General features: G+C 69.0%; 21 protein-coding genes and 1 riboswitch. Of the genes, 14 read left to right on the forward strand and 7 right to left on the reverse strand.

Translation table 11 applies throughout. The features are described 5' to 3' along the window. Positions 1-51: 51 nt before the first annotated feature. Together BA899_RS02320 and hda are read left to right on the forward strand one after the other, a co-directional pair. Positions 52-1,104 (forward strand): DUF2066 domain-containing protein, encoded by a 1,053-nt coding sequence (locus tag BA899_RS02320; RefSeq protein ID WP_159299603.1) that lies wholly within the window; start codon positions 52-54, stop codon positions 1,102-1,104. Continuing rightward, entirely contained in the window at positions 1,101-1,817 is a 717-nt protein-coding gene (gene hda, locus BA899_RS02325) for a DnaA regulatory inactivator Hda (protein ID WP_148121728.1), read from the forward strand. Before BA899_RS02320 ends, hda begins: the two co-directional genes overlap by 4 nt. On the opposite strand, the gene BA899_RS02330 is transcribed toward hda, so the two are convergent. Beyond that, positions 1,802-2,224 carry a DUF2069 domain-containing protein gene (locus BA899_RS02330; RefSeq protein ID WP_144347784.1) on the reverse strand — a complete coding sequence of 141 codons (423 nt, stop codon included), beginning with the start codon at positions 2,222-2,224 and terminating at the stop codon, positions 1,802-1,804. The genes hda and BA899_RS02330 overlap by 16 nt on opposite strands. Continuing rightward, on the reverse strand, positions 2,221-2,838 hold the full coding sequence (gene wrbA / locus BA899_RS02335) for an NAD(P)H:quinone oxidoreductase (RefSeq protein ID WP_110883199.1): 618 nt from the start codon (positions 2,836-2,838) through the stop codon (positions 2,221-2,223). Before wrbA ends, BA899_RS02330 begins: the two co-directional genes overlap by 4 nt. Positions 2,839-2,890: 52 nt before the next feature. On the opposite strand from wrbA, the gene BA899_RS02340 reads away from it, so the two are divergent. The 3 genes from BA899_RS02340 (at position 2,891) to BA899_RS02350 (ending at position 3,952) form a co-directional block, all read left to right on the forward strand. Then, the gene (locus BA899_RS02340) at positions 2,891-3,172 is read left to right on the forward strand and encodes an acylphosphatase (protein ID WP_144347783.1); all 282 of its coding nucleotides are present in this window, start codon (positions 2,891-2,893) and stop codon (positions 3,170-3,172) included. A gap of 70 nt (positions 3,173-3,242) precedes the next feature. Continuing rightward, positions 3,243-3,596: a cytochrome c gene (locus BA899_RS02345; protein WP_159299604.1), complete on the forward strand. Its 354-nt coding sequence runs from the start codon at positions 3,243-3,245 to the stop codon at positions 3,594-3,596. Beyond that, positions 3,596-3,952: a cytochrome c gene (locus BA899_RS02350; protein WP_148121731.1), complete on the forward strand. Its 357-nt coding sequence runs from the start codon at positions 3,596-3,598 to the stop codon at positions 3,950-3,952. The genes BA899_RS02345 and BA899_RS02350 overlap by 1 nt, the downstream gene beginning before the upstream one ends. Here the strand turns inward: BA899_RS02350 and BA899_RS02355 are convergent. Then, positions 3,913-4,779: an SDR family oxidoreductase gene (locus BA899_RS02355; protein WP_159299605.1), complete on the reverse strand. Its 867-nt coding sequence runs from the start codon at positions 4,777-4,779 to the stop codon at positions 3,913-3,915. The genes BA899_RS02350 and BA899_RS02355 overlap by 40 nt on opposite strands. 3 nt (positions 4,780-4,782) lie before the next feature. Continuing rightward, the gene (locus BA899_RS02360) at positions 4,783-6,498 is read right to left on the reverse strand and encodes a proline--tRNA ligase (RefSeq protein WP_159299606.1); all 1,716 of its coding nucleotides are present in this window, start codon (positions 6,496-6,498) and stop codon (positions 4,783-4,785) included. A gap of 152 nt (positions 6,499-6,650) precedes the next feature. Here BA899_RS02360 and ilvN point away from each other — a divergent pair, with 152 nt between their 5' ends. From ilvN to BA899_RS02400, 8 genes are read left to right on the forward strand one after another with little or no spacing between them, the layout of a single operon-like run. Next, on the forward strand, positions 6,651-7,145 hold the full coding sequence (gene ilvN / locus BA899_RS02365) for an acetolactate synthase small subunit (RefSeq protein WP_110883194.1): 495 nt from the start codon (positions 6,651-6,653) through the stop codon (positions 7,143-7,145). A gap of 20 nt (positions 7,146-7,165) precedes the next feature. Continuing rightward, positions 7,166-8,182 (forward strand): ketol-acid reductoisomerase, encoded by a 1,017-nt coding sequence (ilvC, locus tag BA899_RS02370; protein ID WP_159299607.1) that lies wholly within the window; start codon positions 7,166-7,168, stop codon positions 8,180-8,182. A gap of 29 nt (positions 8,183-8,211) precedes the next feature. Next, positions 8,212-8,982 (forward strand): CDP-diacylglycerol--serine O-phosphatidyltransferase, encoded by a 771-nt coding sequence (gene pssA, locus BA899_RS02375; RefSeq protein WP_144347779.1) that lies wholly within the window; start codon positions 8,212-8,214, stop codon positions 8,980-8,982. Between the two features lie 33 nt (positions 8,983-9,015). After that, positions 9,016-10,569, forward strand: a complete 1,554-nt coding sequence (locus tag BA899_RS02380; protein WP_110883253.1) for a 2-isopropylmalate synthase — start codon at positions 9,016-9,018, stop codon at positions 10,567-10,569. Between the two features lie 22 nt (positions 10,570-10,591). Further along, positions 10,592-11,266, forward strand: a complete 675-nt coding sequence (locus BA899_RS02385; RefSeq protein ID WP_159299608.1) for a uracil-DNA glycosylase family protein — start codon at positions 10,592-10,594, stop codon at positions 11,264-11,266. Then, positions 11,263-11,754: a ribosomal protein S18-alanine N-acetyltransferase gene (rimI, locus tag BA899_RS02390; RefSeq protein ID WP_144347776.1), complete on the forward strand. Its 492-nt coding sequence runs from the start codon at positions 11,263-11,265 to the stop codon at positions 11,752-11,754. The genes BA899_RS02385 and rimI overlap by 4 nt, the downstream gene beginning before the upstream one ends. Continuing rightward, positions 11,751-13,010, forward strand: coding sequence for an MFS transporter (locus BA899_RS02395; protein WP_159299609.1), 1,260 nt, complete (start codon positions 11,751-11,753; stop codon positions 13,008-13,010). Before rimI ends, BA899_RS02395 begins: the two co-directional genes overlap by 4 nt. Further along, positions 13,007-13,234: a DUF2970 domain-containing protein gene (locus tag BA899_RS02400; protein ID WP_159299610.1), complete on the forward strand. Its 228-nt coding sequence runs from the start codon at positions 13,007-13,009 to the stop codon at positions 13,232-13,234. Before BA899_RS02395 ends, BA899_RS02400 begins: the two co-directional genes overlap by 4 nt. On the opposite strand, the gene BA899_RS02405 is transcribed toward BA899_RS02400, so the two are convergent. Next, positions 13,206-14,600, reverse strand: a complete 1,395-nt coding sequence (locus tag BA899_RS02405) for a sodium:solute symporter (RefSeq protein ID WP_159299611.1) — start codon at positions 14,598-14,600, stop codon at positions 13,206-13,208. The two genes, BA899_RS02400 and BA899_RS02405, sit on opposite strands and share 29 nt — an antisense overlap. Continuing rightward, positions 14,590-14,691, reverse strand: a riboswitch (TPP riboswitch). Its footprint overlaps the gene before it by 11 nt. A gap of 140 nt (positions 14,692-14,831) precedes the next feature. On the opposite strand from BA899_RS02405, the gene BA899_RS02410 reads away from it, so the two are divergent. Next, on the forward strand, positions 14,832-15,857 hold the full coding sequence (locus BA899_RS02410; protein ID WP_159299612.1) for a DUF945 family protein: 1,026 nt from the start codon (positions 14,832-14,834) through the stop codon (positions 15,855-15,857). Between the two features lie 33 nt (positions 15,858-15,890). Here the strand turns inward: BA899_RS02410 and BA899_RS02415 are convergent, their stop codons facing one another. Then, positions 15,891-18,692, reverse strand: a complete 2,802-nt coding sequence (locus BA899_RS02415; RefSeq protein WP_159299613.1) for a valine--tRNA ligase — start codon at positions 18,690-18,692, stop codon at positions 15,891-15,893. A 15-nt stretch (positions 18,693-18,707) separates the two neighbouring features. Next, positions 18,708-19,124, reverse strand: coding sequence for a DNA polymerase III subunit chi (locus BA899_RS02420; RefSeq protein ID WP_159299614.1), 417 nt, complete (start codon positions 19,122-19,124; stop codon positions 18,708-18,710). Between the last annotated feature and the right edge of the window lie 16 nt (positions 19,125-19,140).

Here is a 19,140-nt window from a genome sequence, read left to right on the forward strand (position 1 = left end):
CGTCATGGTACCTTAAAACCTCTTGGGGTCACGGGCTCGCCACTCACTCGGATGTTGAACGTGCTGCGCATCAGTCTCGCTTTTGCCATGGGGATAACCGTGCTGGTCATGGCCCCGGTGGTGCCGGCTCAGGACAACCTCGGCGCCGTCGAGGTGCCGGTGGCCGACAACAGCGCCGCGGCCCGCGACGACGCGCTTGTCGAGGCCCTTGACGCGCTTCTGGTGCGCCTCACCGGCCAGCCCGATATTGTCCGGTCGGCGGTGGCCGAGCGCCTGCGCGGGCGGGTCAGTGACACGGTCAATGGCTTTTCCTATCGCTCGGTCGAGGTGGATGACGGCGACCGGGCGGAGCGCGAGACCCGCCTTCTGGTGCGTTTCTCGCGGACCGCCATCCGCAACGCCCTGGCCCGTGACGGGGTCGCCGTCTGGCCGCCGTCGCCGCCCACGGTGCTGGTCTGGCTGGGCGCCCAGCGCGATGGCGAGCGGTTCATTGCTGGCAGCGACCGGGGCGAGGCGCTGCTCGACGCGCTGGAGGCGGCGGCCCGTCCCCTCGGGATCCGCCCCGTCGCACCGCTGATGGATCTGCAGGATCGTCGTAACCTGGGCTTTGCCGACATCGCCGGCGGCTTTGTCGAGCCGGTGCGCGCCGCCTCCGAGCGATACGGCGCCGACGCCGTGCTGATGGGGCGTCTTCAGCAGGGTGCGGGCCGGGAGGATGAAGTGCGCTGGACACTGCTGCCCGGCGACGGCGAGCCGGTGCAGCGCTGGCGGACCCGTGCCGCAAGCCTCGAGGCGGTGATGGCCGCGGGCGCGCGCGGTTTGGCCGAGCGCCTTCGCCAGAGCCTCGCTTACGTCGCCGATCCCGATTCGCGCCGCCAGCTCACCGTCAGCGTCGACGGCATCGACTCGCTGGCCGCCCATCAGGCGGTGGCGGCGCGGCTTGGCGAACTGGTGGGTGTCACCCGCGTGATCCCCGCCGAGGTGGGCGGGGACCGGGTGCGCTGGCGGCTGGCCATCGGCGTCGACGCCGGGCGCGTCGAGCGGGCCCTGGCCGCCGATCCGCGCCTGCAACCCACGGGTGATGGCTACCGCTGGCGGCAATGATCGATCAGGGCCGCGGCGCGCAGCTGGCGCTGGATTTTCGCTGGAACGACGCCGCCGATCTCGAGGCGTTCGTGGCCACCGGCAACGAGCAGGCGGTGGCCGCCGTCGAGGGGCTGACCGGCTGGTTCGCCCAGTCGCTTTACCTGACCGGGCCCGCGGGCAGTGGCCGCAGCCACCTGCTGCAGGCCGCCTGCGGGCGCATGAGTGCCGCCGGCGGGACCGCGGTGTACATCCCCCTCGGCCAGCACATCGACGGCCCCACCGCGCCGCTGGACGGGCTTGAGTCCCTGTCGCTGGTCACGGTGGATGATCTCGAATTGCTGGCCGGGCGCGGGGACTGGCAGGAGGCCTTTTTCCACCTGTTCAATCGCCTGCGGGATGCTGGCGGGCTGCTGATGGTGGCCGCCGCGGGCGCGCCGGCCGGTCTGGGGATTGCCCTGCCGGATCTGGTCTCACGGCTTGAGTCGATGCTGCGCCTGCGCCTGACGCCCCCCGATGACGCTCGCCGCCGGGAGATACTGACCGGTGCGCTGGCCCGGCGTGGACTTCGCATGCCCGCCGCCGGCGTCGATTATCTGCTGCGCCACCAGGCCCGCGATCTGAACCATCTGCTGGGAGTGGTGGACCGGCTCGACAGTGCCTCGCTGCAGGCCGGCCGGCGGCTGACCGTGCCCTTCATCCAGTCGGTGCTACGCGGTCAGCCCGCGGACTGACCCGCTTTGTGGCGCTGCTTGCCGCGCCGCAGGATGAGCATGACGGCGCTGAAGTAGCCGAGCGTCAGCAGAATCTCCGCGGCGCCCAGCCAGCGTTGGGGCGCCGCACCGGTGGCCGCCAGCAGTCCGTGGATGAAGTACAGCAGGATGAGCATGCCCGTCCACTGCAGGGTGTAGCGTCGCCGATGCAGCACGCCGCGCAGGCCCAGCACCAGCGGCAGGAGGAAGATCAGCAGTACCGGGCTGCGCAGTGATTCCGGCGGGGGTGCCAGCCAGATCAGCCAGGCGAACAGCAGCGCGGTCAGTGCGACGTAACAGCCCGCGGCCATCCAGTAGAGCCGCGACGCGGCGACTTCACGCGCGGTCTCGCCGGCCGCCGCCGGGGGTTTGCCTTTGACCGCCTTCATGCCGGGCGCGGGTCGCCCGGGGCGCCCAGCCGCAGGGCCGCCTGCGCCACCCTTGATCCCAGCGCCTGACAGAGGGCCGCCTCGGTGTCATCCACCGGCCGGTCGGCCTCGGCCCCGGCCAGATGGCTGGGGCCATAGGGGGTGCCACCGGTGGTGGTCGCGGTCAGACCGGCCTCGGTGTAGGGCAGGCCGACCAGATACAGACCGTGATGCAGCAGCGGCAGCATCATCGACAGCAGGGTCGCCTCCTGACCGCCGTGGAGGCTGCCGGTGGATGTGAACACCGCGCCGGGCTTGCCGTTGAGCGCACCACTCAGCCACAGGCTGGTGGTCTGATCCAGGAAATGCTTGAGCGGTGCCGCCATGTTGCCAAACCGCGTCGGGCTGCCAAGGATCAGTCCATCGCACTCGGCCAGGTCATCCAGCGCGGCGTAGGGTGGGCCGGCATCGGGCACCGGTGGCGCGGTGGCCTCGGACACCTCCGAGACCGGTGGCACGGCGCGGACCCGCGCGCTCACGCCACTGACGGCCTCGACGCCGTGGGCGATCCGGCGCGCCATGGTCGCGGTGGCGCCGTGGCGGCTGTAGTACAGGATCAGGATTTCGCAGCTCATGGCGCAATATTGGGTGTTAGATTACCGACACGCAAGCAGCCAGGAGGTGACGATGGACGACACACAGGAAGCCTGCCACCAGTTCCGCGTACGCGGTCATGTGCAGGGGGTGTACTACCGGGCCGCCACCCGCGATGAGGCGATCGCGCTGGGACTGCGCGGCTGGGTCGAAAACCGCGCCGACGGCAGTGTCTCGGTGGTGGTCTGTGGCCCCGAGCCAGCGGTCGAGACGCTGCGCGAGTGGCTCTGGAGCGGCCCGCCCGCGGCACGGGTCGATTCGGTGGAGGCCGAGCCCGTGGCCGATCCGGGCAGCGAGGGCTTTGCCATCGTCTGACCCCACCGTCCGGGCGTCCCGCGCAAATTGACCGATATCAACTTTCCCGCGATACTTTGCGCAGTTATCAATGGCGAGACGAGAAACCATGATCTGCGGGCGATTGATTGGAGGAGTAGCGCTGAGTGCGGCGCTGTTGATGCCCGGGCTCAGCAGTGCCCAGGGCGATATCGAGGCGGGCCGCGCCAAGGCCTACACCTGTCTGGGCTGCCATGCCGTCGAGGGCTATCGCAACGCGTACCCCTCTTATCGGGTGCCCAAGCTGGGGGGCCAGCACGCCGGCTACCTCGTCTCGTCGCTCAAGGCCTATCGCAGCGGCGCGCGTCAGCACACGACCATGCAGGCGCTGGCATCGACGCTGAGTGATGAGGACATTCAGGACATCGCCGCGTACTTCGAATCGCGCGGACCGGAGGGGCAGTGATGATGCATTGCATTCGATGCCTGGGCGCGCTGCTGATCCTGGCCGCCGGAGTCGCCCAGGCCCAGTCCATCGGCGACATTGAGGCCGGCAAGGCCAAGTCCCAGACCTGCGCGGCCTGTCACGGCGCCAACGGCGCGTCGGATAACCCCGCCTTTCCGATGCTCGCCGGCCAGCATGCCGATTACCTTCTGCATGCGCTCAAGGCCTACAAAAGCGGGGACCGGCAGAACGCCATCATGAACGGCCAGGCGGCCGCGCTCAGCGAAGAGGATATGCGCGATCTGGCGGCCTACTACGCCGCCCAGGACAGCGCCATTCAGACGTTGGAGCGGCGCTCGGCCAACAGCGACGGATAGCCGCTGCGATAGTCCGGGTGCCGGAGTCGATAGCCGGCCGCCTTCAACCGCCGGTTGCTGCAACGCCGGCCCATCGCCTCGCCAGCGGTGCGCGCCGGCGTCGGCTGGCCCAGCTCGGCGGCCAGCCAGTCCATGATCTCGCACTGCGGACAGGGTCGATCGTCGACGCCGAGGTAAAGCGGCGCCGGATCCGGGTGGCCGCTCAGCCAGTCGAGGATCGCCACACAGTCGTCCTCGTGGATGCGGTTGGTATAACGCGGCGGCTCGGCCTGGCAGCCGGCACCCGATGCCACCCGCCGCAGCAGGGATTCCCGCCCCGGCCCGTAGATGCCGGCAAACCGCACCACCACACTGCCGCCCGGATGCCGGGCTGCCACCGTCTCGGCCTCAAGCAGGCGCTGTCCCGAGAATCGTGACGGCACCGGCGGTGTCGACTCATCCACCCAGGCGCCGCCGTTCTCGCCGTAGACACCGGTGCTCGAGACGAACACCAGTCGCGCCCCGGCGTTGCCCGAGGCCGCCAGTGCCGCGCAGAGGTGGCTGAGGGCTTCCACATAGCCGCGTCGATAGCCGGCATCGTCATAGCTCGGCGGCGTCAGGATGACCACCACGCGATCAAGCCCGCCGGGCAGGCGATCGGCTAGCCCGGCGGGCGCGTTGAGGTCGGCGGCGCAGGGGATGATCGGTGCCGGCAGGCCCTCGGGCCGGCGGCGCAGGCCGAATACGGAGTGGCCCTGGTCGGCGAGCCCCTGGCCGAGTCGGGTGCCGATCCGCCCGCAGCCGGCGATCAGCACCCGCGCCGGCTGCTGCGACCTCGCCGTGTCCACCGCTCAGGCCCAGTCCCGGATCCGGGCCACCAGCCGGTTGGCCGCATCATCCAGCGGCAGGGCCTCGCTGGCCGTGGCGTCACGCGCCCGGTATTCCAGCTCGCCGGCGTTGAGACCGCGCTCACCGATCACCACCCGATGGGGGATGCCGATCAGCTCCATGTCGGCGAACTTGACCCCCGGGCGGGCGTCGCGATCATCCCAGAGCGGATCAAGCCCCGCGGCCTGCAGATCGGCATAGAGGCGCTCGGCGGCCTCGGCTACGGCCGCTGAGCGCTCGGCACCGATGCTGACGATCGCCACATCAAAGGGCGCCAGCGGGGCAGGCCAGCGGATGCCGTGCGCGTCGTGGTTCTGCTCGATGGCCGCGGCGACCACCCGTGAGACACCGATGCCGTAACAGCCCATGATCAGTGGCCGGGCGTCGCCCGCCTCGTCGAGGACCCGGGCGTCCATGGCCTCGCTGTATTTGTTGCCGAGCTGAAAGATGTGGCCCACCTCGATGCCGCGGTGGATCTCGAGCCGGCCGTCCGCGCAGCGCGGACAGCCTTCGCCGGCCAGCGCGGTACGCAGATCCGCCGTCGGCGGCAGGGGCATGTCCCGGTCCCAATTGAGATTGATCCAGTGGCTGTCGGCCTGATTGGCACCGCTCGAGAAGTTGACCCGGGTGGCGGCGCGGTGATCGACAAGCTGGGTCAGGCCGGCGGGCAGGTCGCGCGGGCCGATGAACCCGCGCGGGACCCCGGTGGCGGCCAAGGCCTCGGCGGGTTCGGCCAGGCGCACCGTCTCAGCGCCCAGGGCATGGGCGGCCTTGACCTCGTTGAGTTCGTCATCGCCGGCGACGAACAGCACCGCCGGCGCCTCGTCGGCCATGACCACCACGCTTTTGATGACCTGTCCGGGGGTGAGCCCCAGCAGCGTGCATTGTTCCGCCACGCTCTCGATGCCCGGCGTCGAACGCCGCTCGGCGGGCAGCGGATCGGTGGCCGCCGGCGATGCCGGGCGACTGCGGGCCAGTTCGGTGTTGGCGGCGTAATCACACTGATCGCAGCTCGCGATCTCGTCCTCGCCGGAGTCGGCGAGCACCATGAACTCCTCCGAGACGCTGCCACCGATGGCGCCACTGTCGGCGCCGACCGAGCGGAAGCGCAGGCCGAGCCGCGAGAATATGGCGCTGTAGGCGGCGTGCATGTCCCGATAGGTGGTCTCGAGCGAGTCCTGATCGAGATGGAACGAATAGGCATCCTTCATCACGAACTCGCGGGCGCGCATCACCCCGAAGCGCGGGCGGATCTCGTCGCGGAACTTGGTCTGGATCTGATAGTAGGTCACCGGCAGCTGGCGATAGCTGCGCAGCTCCTGGCGCAGATAATCGGTGATCACCTCTTCGTGGGTCGGGCCGATGCAGTAGTCGCGTTCGTGGCGATCCTCGAGGCGCAGCAGTTCCGGGCCGTACAGCGACCAGCGACCCGACTCGCGCCACAGCTCGGCAGGCTGCACCGCCGGCATCAGCACCTCGAGACCGTTGATGCGGTCCATCTCCTCGCGCACGATGCGCTCGACCCGACGCATCACACGCAGGCCCAGCGGCTGCCAGGTATAGAGTCCGGCGCCCAGGCGCTTGATCAGGCCGGCCCGCAGCATCAGCTGGTGGCTGACGATCTCGGCATCGGCCGGTGTCTCCTTGCTGGTGAAAAGTGGAAAACGGCTGGTGCGCATGCTGGCCTGTCCTGTCATCGGTCGAAAACCCACAGGTTAGCCGACCGCCGCCGGGTCGCCCACCCCTGTCCTTGACGCCCCCATGCGCGCGCCGTAACTTGCACGGCTTACATTACGTCAATTGCGGATCACACGGCGCTGGTCGACAGGGTATGCGACACATCATCTCCATTCTGGTCGAGAACGAGTTCGGTGCGCTGGGGCGCATCGCCGGGCTGTTCACCGCCCGGGGCTACAACATCGACTCGCTCACGGTCGCGCCCACCGATGACTCGACCCTGTCGCGTATGACCCTGGTCACCCAGGGGGACGAGCAGACCGTCGAGCAGATCCGCAAACAGCTCAACAAGCTCCTCGACGTGGTCAAGGTGCTGGACATCACCGAGGCCCGCCACATCGAGCGCGAGCTCATGCTGGTCAAGGTCCAGGCCACGGCCAGCGAGTCCCGCGAGGAGTTCAAGCGACTGGCGGATATCTTCGACGCCTGCGTCGTCGATGTCACCGACAAGACCTACACCATCGAGGTCATCGGCCGCGGCAGCAAACTGGATGCGTTCCTCGAGCTGCTCAGCGACCAGACGCCGATGGAGGTGGTGCGCTCGGGGGTCATCGGGATCGCGCGCGGCGACAAACAAATGCGTGTCTGAAACCATCCATCGGGGGAGCCATGAAGGTCTATTACGATAAGGACGCCGATCTTTCCATCATCCAGGGCATGAAGGTGGCCATTCTCGGCTACGGCTCGCAGGGCCACGCCCATGCCAACAACCTTAAGGAATCGGGTGTCCCGGTCGTTGTGGGCCTGCGGGCCGGCTCGGCGAGTGCGGCCAAGGCCGAGGCCGCCGGTCTGGAGATCGCCGAGATGGCGGATGCCGTGGCGTCGGCCGACCTGGTCATGATGACCCTGCCGGACGAGCACCAGCCCGCGGTCTACGAGCAGATCGTGGCCCCGAACCTGCGCACCGGCGGTGCCATCGCCTTCGCTCACGGCTTCAATATCCACTACCAGCAGATCGAGCCGCGGGGCGATATGGACGTGGTCATGGTCGCCCCCAAGGGACCCGGTCATCTGGTGCGCTCGACCTATGTCGAGGGCAATGGCGTGCCCAGCCTGATCGCGGTCGAGCAGGATGCCAGTGGTCGGGCGCGTGAGATCGCGCTGGCCTATGCATCGGCCAACGGTGGCGGCCGCTCCGGCGTGATCGAGACCAGCTTCCAGGAAGAGACCGAAACGGACCTGTTCGGCGAGCAGGCCGTGCTGTGTGGCGGCATCACCTCGCTGATCGAGGCCGGCTTCGAGACCCTTACTGAGGCGGGTTATGCCCCGGAAATGGCCTACTTCGAAGTCCTCCACGAGACCAAGCTGATTGTCGATCTGCTCTACCAGGGTGGCATCGCCAACATGCGCTACTCGATCTCGAACACCGCCGAGTACGGTGACTTCACCCGCGGGCCGCGGGTGATCAATGAGCAGTCCCGCCAGGCCATGCGCGAGCTGCTCGAGGAGATCCAGAACGGCGAGTTCGCCAAGGAGTTCGTGCTCGAGAGCAAGGCCGGCGAGCCGCGGCTCAAGGCCATGCGCCGGCGGGCGGCCGAGCATCCCATCGAGGCCGTCGGCAGCAAGCTGCGCGGCATGATGCCGTGGATCCAGGCCAATCAGCTGGTGGACCGGGACCGCAACTAGGCGCGGATCCGCGCGATGCCGAGGTCGTCATGACCGACCCCCGGGAGATGCCGCGCCGTTCGGGCCGCGGCATCTATCTGCTGCCCAATCTGATCACCACGCTGGCGCTGCTGTTCGGCTTCTACGCCGTTGTGGCCGCCCAGTCGGGTGCCTATGAGGCCGCCGCGGTCGCCATTCTGCTGGCGATGGTCATGGATGGCCTCGACGGACGGGTGGCGCGCCTGACCAACACCCAGACCGAGTTCGGCGTGCAGTACGACAGCATCGCCGACATGGTCTCGTTCGGGATGGCGCCGGCGCTGGTGGTGTTTGCCTGGGCCCTGGATGACCTGGGGGCGCTGGGTTCGATGTGGGACAAGCTGGGCTGGGTCGGGGCGTTCATCTACACCGCCTGCGCCGGGCTGCGGCTGGCGCGCTTCAACACCCAGGTGGGCGTCGCCGACAAGCGCTACTTCCAGGGACTGCCCAGTCCTGCCGCCGCCGCCGCGCTGGCCGGCATGGTCTGGTCCGGCGATCGGCTCGAGTTCGGCGGCTGGCCGGCCGGGATCCCGGCGCTGGTGCTGACCGTGGTGGCGGGCGTGCTCATGGTCAGCAACGTGCGTTACGACAGCTTCAAGGAAATCGACTTCCGCTACCGCGTGCCCTTCGTCGCCATTGTGCTGGGCGTGATGGGCGTGGCGTTGATGTCGGTCCACCCGCCGCTGGTGCTGTTCGGGCTTGCATTGACGTATCTCAGCTCGGGGCCGATTCTGACAGTCATCCGGCGACGCCGGCGGCGCAGACGCCGGCACGCGGGTTAGACTGGCAGGACGATCACACGTGAGGAAAGAATGATGAGTGAAGCCGACCGGCTGATCATCTTTGATACGACGCTGCGCGACGGCGAGCAATCGCCGGGCGCTTCCATGACCCGCGAAGAGAAGGTGCGCATCGCCCGGGCGCTGCAGCGACTGCGTGTGGACGTGATCGAGGCGGGTTTCCCCGCCGCCAGCCAGGGCGATTTCGAGTCGGTGCGGGCAGTGGCCGAGACCATCACCGAGGCGCGCGTCTGTGGGCTGGCCCGGGCCAACGAGCAGGACATTGACCGCGCCGGTGCGGCGGTGGCGCCGGCGCCGGCGGGGCGTATTCACACGTTCATCGCCACCTCGCCGGTGCACATGGAAAAAAAGCTCCAGCTCCAGCCCGACGAGGTCATTGAGCGGGCGGTGACGGCGGTCGGCCGTGCCCGCAACCTGTGTGATGACGTCGAGTTTTCGCCCGAGGACGCCGGCCGCTCCGACCCGGAGTTCCTGTGCCGCATCATCGAGCGCGCCATTGCCGCCGGCGCCACGACCATCAATATCCCCGATACCGTGGGTTACAACCTGCCGACGCAGTTCGCCGGGCTGATCCGTGACCTCCGCGAGCGCGTCCCCAATTCCGACCGCGCGGTCTGGTCGGTGCACTGCCACAACGATCTGGGTGTGGCGGTGGCCAACTCGCTGGCGGCGGTCCGTGAGGGCGCCCGGCAGATCGAGTGCACCATCAACGGGCTGGGTGAGCGGGCCGGCAACGCCGCGCTCGAGGAGATCGTCATGGCGGTGCGCACACGCCAGGACGATCTGCCCTGCGATACCCGCATCGAGACTCGCGAGATCGTGCCCACCTCCAAGCTGGTGGCCAATATCACCGGCTTTCAGGTCCAGCCCAACAAGGCGATCGTGGGCATCAACGCCTTCGCCCACGAGTCGGGGATCCATCAGGACGGCGTGCTCAAGCACCGCGAGACCTATGAGATCATGCGGGCCGAGGACGTTGGCTGGGGCACCAACCGGATGGTGCTTGGCAAGCATTCGGGGCGTAACGCATTCCGCAGCCGCTGCGATGAGCTGGGCATCCGCTTTGAGACCGCGGCGCAGCTCAACGAGGCCTTCCAGCGCTTCAAGGACCTGGCGGACAAGAAACACGAGATCTTCGATGAAGACCTTCAGGCCGTGGCCACCGAGGCGGTGGCGGCCATGGAAGAAGACCAGAGCGTGACGCTGGTGGCGTTCCGCTGCTGCTCGGAGACCGGCGAGACACCGGTGGCGGATGTCACCCTCGAGATCGACGGCGAGGAGCGGCATAACCAGGCCGCCGGCGACGGGCCGGTGGATGCGGCGTTCAAGGCCATCGATGGGCTGCTCGACGTGCGGGCCGAGCTGCTGCTCTACTCGGTGAACAACATCACCTCGGGCACGGATGCCCAGGGCGAAGTGACGGTGCGCCTTGAGTGGGGCGGCCGGGTGGTCAATGGCCAGGGCTCGGACACCGACATTGTCATCGCCTCGGCGAATGCGTATCTGAACGCCCTCAATCGCCTGCGCACCACCGGCGGGCGGACCCACCCCCAGACCGACGGCGTCTGAGCGCGGCGGAGCGCGGGGCGGCATGATCGACCAGCGGCGCCGGCGGATGCTCGACGAGATGGGCCTGACGGTGTGGCGGTCACGCGCCCGGCCGGGTCAACCGGTCAGTGAGACGGCGCCGGCCGAGCCGGGCGGTGACTGGTCCAGCCTGATCGCCTCGATCGAGGCGTGCCAGCGCTGCCCGCTGCATGCCACCCGCCAGCGCGCGGTGCCGGGGGTGGGTGACCCCGCTGCGCGGCTGATGATCATCGGCGAGGCCCCGGGGGCCGAGGAGGACCGCCGTGGCGAGCCGTTCGTCGGCCGTGCCGGTCAGCTGCTCGACGCCATGCTGGCCGCCATGGGTCTCGATCGGCAGCAGGACGTGTTCATCACCAACGTGGTCAAGTCCCGGCCGCCGGAAAACCGCGATCCCACCGCCGAGGAAATCGCCGCCTGCCGCCCCTGGCTGGACGCCCAGCTGGCGCTGATCCAGCCCGGGGTGATTCTGGCCGTGGGCAAGATCGCGGCGCAGTCGCTCACCGGCAGTCGGCAGGCCATGGGCCGGCTGCGGGATCAGTGGCACCGGTTTGGTGACACCGGGATTCCGCTGCGGGCGACCTATCATCCGGCCTATCTGCTGCGCCGGCCCGATGCCAAGGCCCGGGCCTGGGCCGATCTGGTGGCGGTGCGCCGCGCGCTTCGCGGGGCGTCGGCATGACCGCCGCGCCGGTGGACTTCCTGCCGGTGATCCGGCCCATGCGGCGCCGCGATGTGCCCAGCGTGCACGGCGTCGAGGCCAATGCTTATGGCTTTCCCTGGGCGCAGAACATCTTCCGCGACTGCCTGCGCATGGGCTATGAATGCTGGGTGCAGTTAGCCACCGATCGCATCGTCGGCCATGTAGTGCTGGCGATGGGCCCCGGCGAGGCGCATGTCCTCAACCTGGCGGTGCATCCCGACTGGCACGGGCAGGGGTTTGGCCGGGCACTGCTCGAACAGGCCCTCGAGCGCGCCGAGCAGCTGGGGGCGGAGTCGGTGTTCCTGGAGGTGCGACCGAGCAATGCCCCGGCCGTGCGCCTTTACAAAAGCGCCGGCTTTCGCCGGGTCGGCCGGCGCCCGGGCTACTACCGGACTGACGACGGCCGGGAGGACGCCCTGGTCATGCGCTATGACCTGCGGGAGGTCGCACCGGTCGGGCGGCGATGAGGCCGGGCGGTGAACGCCGCCGGGTGGTGGTGGCCTGGGCGCTTTACGACTGGGCCAATTCGGCCTTCGCGACGGTGGTGATGGCGGGGATCTTCCCCATCCTGTTCCAGGACTACTGGAGTGCCGATGCGAGCCCCGCCCAGGCCAACCTGCGCCTGGGCTGGGCGAATGGCCTGGCGAGCGCGGTGATCGTGCTGATCGCGCCGCTCGCCGGGGCCATGGCCGACCGCGCGGGGCGCCGCAAACAGGCACTGCTGGGGTTCGCCCTGCCCGCCGCGGCACTGACTGCGGCGCTCGCCTGGGTGCCCGCCGGCGCCAGCCTGCCGGCGGCCACGCTGTTCACCCTGGCAGTGATCGGCTTCATGGCCGCCAACCTGTTCTACGATGCACTGCTGGTGGGCATCGCCCCGCCGGCACGCTGGCACGCCATCTCGGGACTCGGGTTCGGTGTCGGCTACCTGGGCGGCGGACTGGTCTATCTGCTGTGCATTGTCGCCATCATGCAGCCCGCCATGCTGGGGTTCGGCTCGGCGACGGACGCCGCGCTGGCGGCATTCATCGTCACCGGCGTCTGGTGGGCGCTGTTCTCGCTGCCACTGGCCTTTCTGGTGCCCGAGCCGGCCCGCGAACGCGCCGGGGCCGCCGGTCTGGCGGGCGGACTGCGTCAGCTGCGCGCCACCTTCGCCCACCTGCGGGCCTATCGTCCGGTGTGGCTGTTCCTGCTGGCCTACTTCCTCTACATCGACGGGGTGGGTACGACCATCCGCATGGCGGTGGCCTATGGCCGCTCGCTCGGCTTTGCCCAGACCGACCTGATGCTGGCGCTGCTCATTACCCAGTTCGTCGGCTTTCCCGCCGCCCTGCTGATGGGTGTCGTGGGGGCGCGGCTGGGGCCGCGCCGCGGCATCCTCATGGGCCTCACCCTGTATATCGGGATTGCCCTGTGGGGCGCATTCATCGAGGCGGCGTGGGAGTTCTATGCCATTGCCGCCCTGGTGGGTGTGGCCCAGGGCGGGGTGCAGTCGCTCAGCCGGTCGTTCTATGCCGGGCTGATTCCCGCGGCGCGTGCGGGCGAGTTCTTCGGCTTCTACAATGTGCTGGGTAAATCCGCTGCGCTCATCGGCCCACCGCTTTTTGGTGCGCTGGGCGTATGGCTGGGCGACGTCCGCTACTCGATGCTTGCGCTCATTGCGCTGTTTCTGGCGGGCGCGCTTATACTCACGCGCATCGACCCCAAGGAGGATCCGACCCGATGACTGACCCGCAACCCTCCGGCGACCGGCCCGCCCGCGTCTCGCTGTGGCAGGCCCTTAAGAGCACAGCCGCCGCGGCCTTCGGCGTGCAGACCGAAGCCGCCCGGCAGCGCGACTTCAGGCACGGCAACCCGGCGCACTTCATCATCGCCGGGCTGATCTTTACCGTGGTGTTCGTTGTTGTGCTGCTGGTGATCGTCAACCTGGTGCTGAGTCAGGCCGGTTAGCCCGCCCGCCGCGCAGCGCCAGCGCGGCGACCACCAGGCCCGAGGCGCTCAGGGCGCCCATGAACGGCCCCAGCGTGGGGATGCTGTCGGGAAAGCTCGCCACCTGCAGTCCGCCCATCAGACTGCCAGTGGCAAGGGCACCGGGCAGCACCGCGCCGACCAGCCCGGCCCCCGCGCCCAGGATCGCGGCACGCGGGGAGACCCGGTCCGACAGGCCGCTCAAAAGCGGAATCACGGCGGTGGCGCAGAGCAGATCGGCGATCAGGAACAATCGCAGGACCGAGATCTGCTGCCAGGCGATCAGCACCACCGGGATCATTAAAAGCGCCGACAGCCAGCGGGCGCCGCGGCGCTGCAGCCAACCGGTCTCCGTCACCCCCAGCGACACCAGGGCGTTCTGCAGGGTATCGACGGATGAGGCCACCAGGGTGATGCCCAGCACCAGCGCCGGCAGCGTCAGCCAGGCCGGGGCATCGGTGATGAGCGCGAACAGCGGGATCGGCGGTGTGCCGAGAGGCAGTCCGCGGCTGGCTGCCAGCAGTCCCGCCGCCCCCAGCATGGCCACCACGACAATGGTGGACAGCCCGCCGATCACCGCGCCGCGCCGCAGCGCGTGGTCATCCCGGGCCGCCCATACCCGCTGCCAGTAGCCTTGATGAAAGAGGTTCGCGGCGGTGACCGCCATGATCAGTGTCAGCGCCACCCCCAGCGCATCGCCGAGGGCGGGCGTGGGCAGGCTGCCGCCGGTGCCGGCCGGGCGCTCGGGCGCGAGGCCCAGCACTGCGGCCGCCACGATCATGATCAGCGCCGCCAGCAGCCCGGCCTGCCAGCGGTCGGTGACAAGGCTTGCGCGCAGGCCGCCGGCCGCGGTGTAGATCACCGTCGCGACGGCCACCGCGGTGATCGCATAGCGGCCGTCGGCATTCGAGAGCAGGGCGGTGATGGCCCCCACGGCGGTCAGCTCGGCGGCGAGAAAGCAGAGCATATAAAGCACCGAGAGGATCGCCACCCAGGCGCGGAAGCCGTTGCCGAAACGCCCGGCGCTGAACTCCGTCAGGCTGCGCCCGCTGGGCAGCCGCCGGCGGATGGCCGGGCCGATCAGCCCCAGGATGATGAACGGCAGCGCCGAGCCGATGGCATAACCGGCCACCGCCACCGGTCCGACGAACGCGCCGATTTCGGGGGGCGCGAACAGAATCCAGGCCCCCATGCCCGAGGCCAGAAACGACAGCCCCAGGGTCGTGCCGGTCTGGCTGCGTCGGGCGGTGAGGTAATCGTCGAGGTTGCGGCTGTGCCGGGCCCGAAGCCCGAGCAGGACGAATACGATCAGGGCGGCACTGACCGCTGCGAGCGGGATGATGGGCATGTCGCGCTTCCTCCGCCGGTGTGATCCGGTTCAGGTTCCAGGGTCTGCGCGATGGCGCACTCTCAGTCCGGAGACTCCCCTGGCGACGTGGGTTCAGATTGTTGGAAGGCCTGAGTATGCCGACCGGCCGGTGGCCGTGCAAATGCAAATGGGGCAGGCTGAACGACCATCAAGGCAGCAGCGGGATGATCCATGGGCAGGCATTGGCGATGGTGGGTCGGGATACCGGCCGTGGCGCTGGCCGCCGTGATGGCGGGCCTGCCGGTGTTCAATGGCTGGCAGGCCGAGCAGACCTGGCAGCACCGGGTCGAGCAGTGGCAGCGCGCGCTCAGCGAGACGGTCGGTGCCGGTGCGACGGCGCGGGTCGTCGACTACCAGCGCGGTCTCTACCGCGCGTCCGTGCGGACCGAGCTGGTGTTGCCGGCGTCGACGATGCCGCCGGCATGGCGCGCCGCCCTTGGGCTGAGTGCCCCGCAGCCGGTGCACTGGGTGCTGGAGCAGACCCTGCGGCACGGCTGGCGGGGTGTGGCCTTTGACGGTCATCTGCAGCCCACCGGCGCGCTGGCGCCGGCGTTTGAGCGGCTTGGCGGCGACGCGGAGAGCATTTCGGTACGCGGGCATCTGGGCTTTGATACCCAGTCAATCGCAGTCCGTGTCCAGCAGCTGGCGGGGGCGCCGGACCTGTTCGAACTGGGTGGGCTTCGGGCAAGCACCGATCTGCGCCCGGTGGCGGGTCGGCCCGGGGCGGCGGGCGTCTGGAGTGGTGACGCACGGCTCGTCATCGACGCGCTCGAGCTGCCCGACGTGGCGCCGCTGCAGGGCCGGGCCGTGGTGGAGTTCGAGCGGATCGACGCCGCGGCGCTGCTGACGCTCAGCGCGGATCAGTGGCGGCCGTCCCTGGCCGCACTGGCCAGCGCGTCACCCCGTCTGTCGCTCGCCGCGTTACGGCTCGAGACCCCGCAGGGGCAGGGACTGAGCGGCGAGGCCAGTCTGCGGATCCGCCCGGCGATGGCCGAACGATTGCACGCCGGTGCCAGCGGAATGGTCCTGTGGGAGGCGCTGCGCCTTGACACCGAGCTGGTCATCGACCAGGCGCTGGTCGCCGTGCTGCCCGGCGAGGTACGGGCGTGGCTGGACCTGGGCCGGGCTTTCGGCTTCCTGCGCCGCCGCGATGGCGACTGGCGCCTGGCACTGGCCGTGGATGAAGGCAGTCTGCGTATCCACGGCCAGACACCGGCCTGGGCCCCGGGCGACTAGGGCTCTGGCCGTCAGCCCGCCGCCGGCCCGCGGCTAGAGGCGCTCGACGCGACGGATCTGCTCGTCAATGCGGGCCAGTGCCGACTCGGTTTCGGCCTGCTTGTCGCGCTCGCGCTGCACAACCTCGGCCGGTGCCTTTTCCACAAACGCGGCATTGTCGAGCTTGCCGCGGGTGCGGGCCAGATCGTCGGCGAGACGGGCGCGGGCCTTTTCCAGTCGGGCCCGCTCGGCGTCGCGATCGATCAGACCGGCCATCGGCACGCGGATCTCCAGGGTGTCCACCAGCGCCAGGGCCGATTCCGGGGCCGCTTCATCAGGGCCCAGCCAATCGATCGAGGCCAGCCGACCGAGAAAGTCCAGTGCGGCGCGATGGTGCTCGACGCGTTGGCGATCGGCGTCGCTGCCGTTCTGCAGGATGACCGGCAGGCGCTTGCCGGGGGCGATGTCCATCTCCCCGCGGATGCGCCGTATCCCCAGGATGAAACGCTGCAGCCAGTCGATTTCGGCCTCGGCGGCGGTGTCGATGCGCTCCGGATCGGCGATCGGGAACGCCTGGGTCATGATGGTCTCGCCGCTCAGGCCCGCCACCGGGGCCACGCGCTGCCAGATCGCCTCGGTGATGAACGGCATGATCGGGTGGAGCAGGCGCAGCAGTCCCTCGAGCACCCGCACCAGGGTGTAGCGCGTGCCGCGGGCCTGTGGCGTGTCGGCATCGCCCTGCAGGGCCGGCTTGCTGAGCTCCAGGTACCAGTCGCAGTACTCGTCCCAGGTGAACTCGTAGATGGCCTGCGCGGCCAGATCCAGCCGATAGCTCTGGATGGCCTCGTTGACGGTTTGCTCGGTGCGCTGCAGCCGGGTGACGATCCAGCGCTCGGCGGTGCCGTAGCTCATCTCGCCCGCGTCGATGCCCTCGAGCCGGTCTTCGGTGTTCATCAGCACGTAGCGTGCGGCGTTCCAGAGCTTGTTGCAGAAGTTGCGATAGCCATCCACGCGGCCCATGTCGAAGACCACATCGCGACCGGTGGTGGCAAGGCTCGCGAAGGTGAAGCGCAGCGCATCCGTGCCATGCTCGGCAATGCCCTCGGGGAAGGCCTCCCGGGTCTGTGCCTCGATGGCCGGCGCGCGCTGGGGCTGCATGAGCCCGGTGGTGCGCTTTTTGACCAGCGACTCCAGGTCGATGCCGTCGATGATGTCGAGGGGGTCCAGCACATTGCCCTTGGACTTGGACATTTTCGCGCCACTGCTGTCGCGCACCAGTCCGTGGATGTATATCTCGCGGAACGGTACCTCGCCGCGGAACTTGAGGCCCATCATGATCATCCGGGCCACCCAGAAAAAGATGATGTCGAAGCCGGTGACCAGCACGCTGGTGGGGTAGAAGCGATTGAGCTCGACGGTCTCCTCGGGCCAGCCCAGTGTCGAGAAAGGCCACAGCGCCGAGGAAAACCAGGTGTCGAGCACATCCTCGTCCTGGCGCAGCGACACCTCGGGGCCCAGGTCGTGACGGGCGCGGATTTCCGCCTCGTCGCGGCCGACATAGACCGCGCCCTCGGCGTCGTACCAGGCCGGGATGCGATGGCCCCACCACAGCTGGCGGCTGATGCACCAGTCCTGGATGTCCTCAAGCCAGTTGTAGTAGGTCTTGGTCCAGTTCTCGGGCACGAAGCGGATGTCGCCGTTGCGCACGGCGTCGAGCGCCGGTCGGGTGATCTCGCGCCAGCCGCCCGGCCGCCCGTTCGACTGGGTCTCGCGGGTCAGATCGACAAACCACTGCCGGGTCAGGAATGGCTCGACCACCACGCCGGTGCGATCACAGCGCGGCACCATCAGGCGGTGCGGGTCGATGCCGTCGAGCAGCCCGGCGGCCTCGAAGTCGGCGACGATGCGCTCGCGGGCCGCGTAGCGGTCGAGCCCCTGGTAGGCCGCCGGCGCATTGGCGTTGATGCGGGCATCCTCGGTGAGGATGTTGATCGGCGTGCAGCCATGGCGCAGACCGACCTCGTAGTCGTTGAAGTCGTGCGCGGGGGTGATCTTGAGACAGCCGGTGCCAAACGCCGGGTCGACGTAGTCGTCCCCGACGATGGGGATCTCGCGGTCCACCAGCGGCAGGCGCACCCGGCGCCCGATCAGTGACTGATAGCGTTCGTCGTCCGGGTTCACCGCGACCGCGGTGTCGCCCAGCATGGTCTCGGGCCGGGTGGTGGCCACCACCAGCCACTCGTCGCTGTCGACGATCGGATAGCGCAGCCGCCAGATCGAGCTCTGCTCCTCGGCCGACTCGACTTCCAGATCGGAGACCGCGGTCTGCAGCACCGGGTCCCAGTTCACGAGCCGCTCGCCGCGATAGATCAGGCCTTCGCGGTAGAGCTGCACGAACACCGCTTCGACCGCCTCGGACAGGCCCTCGTCCATGGTGAAGCGCTCGCGGGACCAGTCCACCGAGGCACCCAGGCGCCGCATCTGGTTCTGGATGGTGCCGCCGGACTGCGCCTTCCACTCCCAGATCTTCTCGACGAATGCCGCGCGTCCCAGGGCGTGCCGATCATGGCCCTCGGCATTGAGCTGGCGCTCGACCACCATCTGCGTGGCAATGCCGGCGTGGTCGGTGCCGGGCTGCCAGAGCGTGTTGTAGCCCGCCATGCGGTGATAGCGCACCAGCACATCCATCAGCGTGTCCTGAAACGCGTGGCCCATGTGCAGCGTTCCGGTGACGTTGGGCGGCGGGATCATGATGCAGTAGGGATCCCCCGACTCGCCGGGCCGGAAATAGCCCGCCTGCTCCCATTGCGCATACCAGTGGGACTCGATGCGGGCGGGGGTGTAGGTCTTTTCCATGGGCGGTGAGCGCTCCTAGTGGTCGATGCGGTGGGTCTGCAGGGCGGCGCCGGCCTGCTGGTAGTCGCGGTATCGTGCGCGGCCGGCCTGGCGGGTCGCCTCGTCAGCGGTGATGATTTCGGCAATGCGGTCGCGCTGCTGCCAGTCGGCGGCCAGCGAGTCGCCCAGGTTGATCAGCAGGGCGCCGGGGCTGTCGGCCTCATTGATCACGATCGGGTTGTCGCCGTCGAGCGCCGTGGTGCCATGGGGGATGAAGCTTGCCTCATCAAAGGTCCACAATGCCGTGTCGAGTCGCTCGGTCATGGCCGCATCGGCGGTGCGGATCCAGACCCGCAGCCCCTCGCGCCAGGCGCGCGCGGCCAGCCGGCAGCAGAAGTGCGTGCGCTGGGCCGGGTCGGCCTGATCCAGGATGTAGAAATCGACGCGCGGCATCATTCGCTCCGGCGCT

Origin of the sequence: Spiribacter sp. SSL99 (assembly GCF_009805925.1) — a bacterium.
Classification (GTDB): Bacteria; Pseudomonadota; Gammaproteobacteria; order Nitrococcales; family Nitrococcaceae; genus Spiribacter; species Spiribacter roseus.

Excerpts from the sequence above, each read along its gene's own strand:
- BA899_RS02320 (WP_159299603.1), top strand. The coding sequence starts at position 52 with ATGTTGAACGTGCTGCGCATCAGTCTCGCTTTTGCCATGGGGATAACC.
- hda (WP_148121728.1), top strand. The coding sequence starts at position 1,101 with ATGATCGATCAGGGCCGCGGCGCGCAGCTGGCGCTGGATTTTCGCTGG.
- BA899_RS02330 (WP_144347784.1), bottom strand. The coding sequence starts at position 2,224 with ATGAAGGCGGTCAAAGGCAAACCCCCGGCGGCGGCCGGCGAGACCGCG.
- wrbA (WP_110883199.1), bottom strand. The coding sequence starts at position 2,838 with ATGAGCTGCGAAATCCTGATCCTGTACTACAGCCGCCACGGCGCCACC.
- BA899_RS02340 (WP_144347783.1), top strand. The coding sequence starts at position 2,891 with ATGGACGACACACAGGAAGCCTGCCACCAGTTCCGCGTACGCGGTCAT.
- BA899_RS02345 (WP_159299604.1), top strand. The coding sequence starts at position 3,243 with ATGGCGAGACGAGAAACCATGATCTGCGGGCGATTGATTGGAGGAGTA.
- BA899_RS02350 (WP_148121731.1), top strand. The coding sequence starts at position 3,596 with ATGATGCATTGCATTCGATGCCTGGGCGCGCTGCTGATCCTGGCCGCC.
- BA899_RS02360 (WP_159299606.1), bottom strand. The coding sequence starts at position 6,498 with ATGCGCACCAGCCGTTTTCCACTTTTCACCAGCAAGGAGACACCGGCC.
- ilvN (WP_110883194.1), top strand. The coding sequence starts at position 6,651 with ATGCGACACATCATCTCCATTCTGGTCGAGAACGAGTTCGGTGCGCTG.
- ilvC (WP_159299607.1), top strand. The coding sequence starts at position 7,166 with ATGAAGGTCTATTACGATAAGGACGCCGATCTTTCCATCATCCAGGGC.
- pssA (WP_144347779.1), top strand. The coding sequence starts at position 8,212 with ATGACCGACCCCCGGGAGATGCCGCGCCGTTCGGGCCGCGGCATCTAT.
- BA899_RS02380 (WP_110883253.1), top strand. The coding sequence starts at position 9,016 with ATGAGTGAAGCCGACCGGCTGATCATCTTTGATACGACGCTGCGCGAC.
- BA899_RS02385 (WP_159299608.1), top strand. The coding sequence starts at position 10,592 with ATGATCGACCAGCGGCGCCGGCGGATGCTCGACGAGATGGGCCTGACG.
- rimI (WP_144347776.1), top strand. The coding sequence starts at position 11,263 with ATGACCGCCGCGCCGGTGGACTTCCTGCCGGTGATCCGGCCCATGCGG.
- BA899_RS02395 (WP_159299609.1), top strand. The coding sequence starts at position 11,751 with ATGAGGCCGGGCGGTGAACGCCGCCGGGTGGTGGTGGCCTGGGCGCTT.
- BA899_RS02400 (WP_159299610.1), top strand. The coding sequence starts at position 13,007 with ATGACTGACCCGCAACCCTCCGGCGACCGGCCCGCCCGCGTCTCGCTG.
- BA899_RS02405 (WP_159299611.1), bottom strand. The coding sequence starts at position 14,600 with ATGCCCATCATCCCGCTCGCAGCGGTCAGTGCCGCCCTGATCGTATTC.
- BA899_RS02415 (WP_159299613.1), bottom strand. The coding sequence starts at position 18,692 with ATGGAAAAGACCTACACCCCCGCCCGCATCGAGTCCCACTGGTATGCG.
- BA899_RS02420 (WP_159299614.1), bottom strand. The coding sequence starts at position 19,124 with ATGCCGCGCGTCGATTTCTACATCCTGGATCAGGCCGACCCGGCCCAG.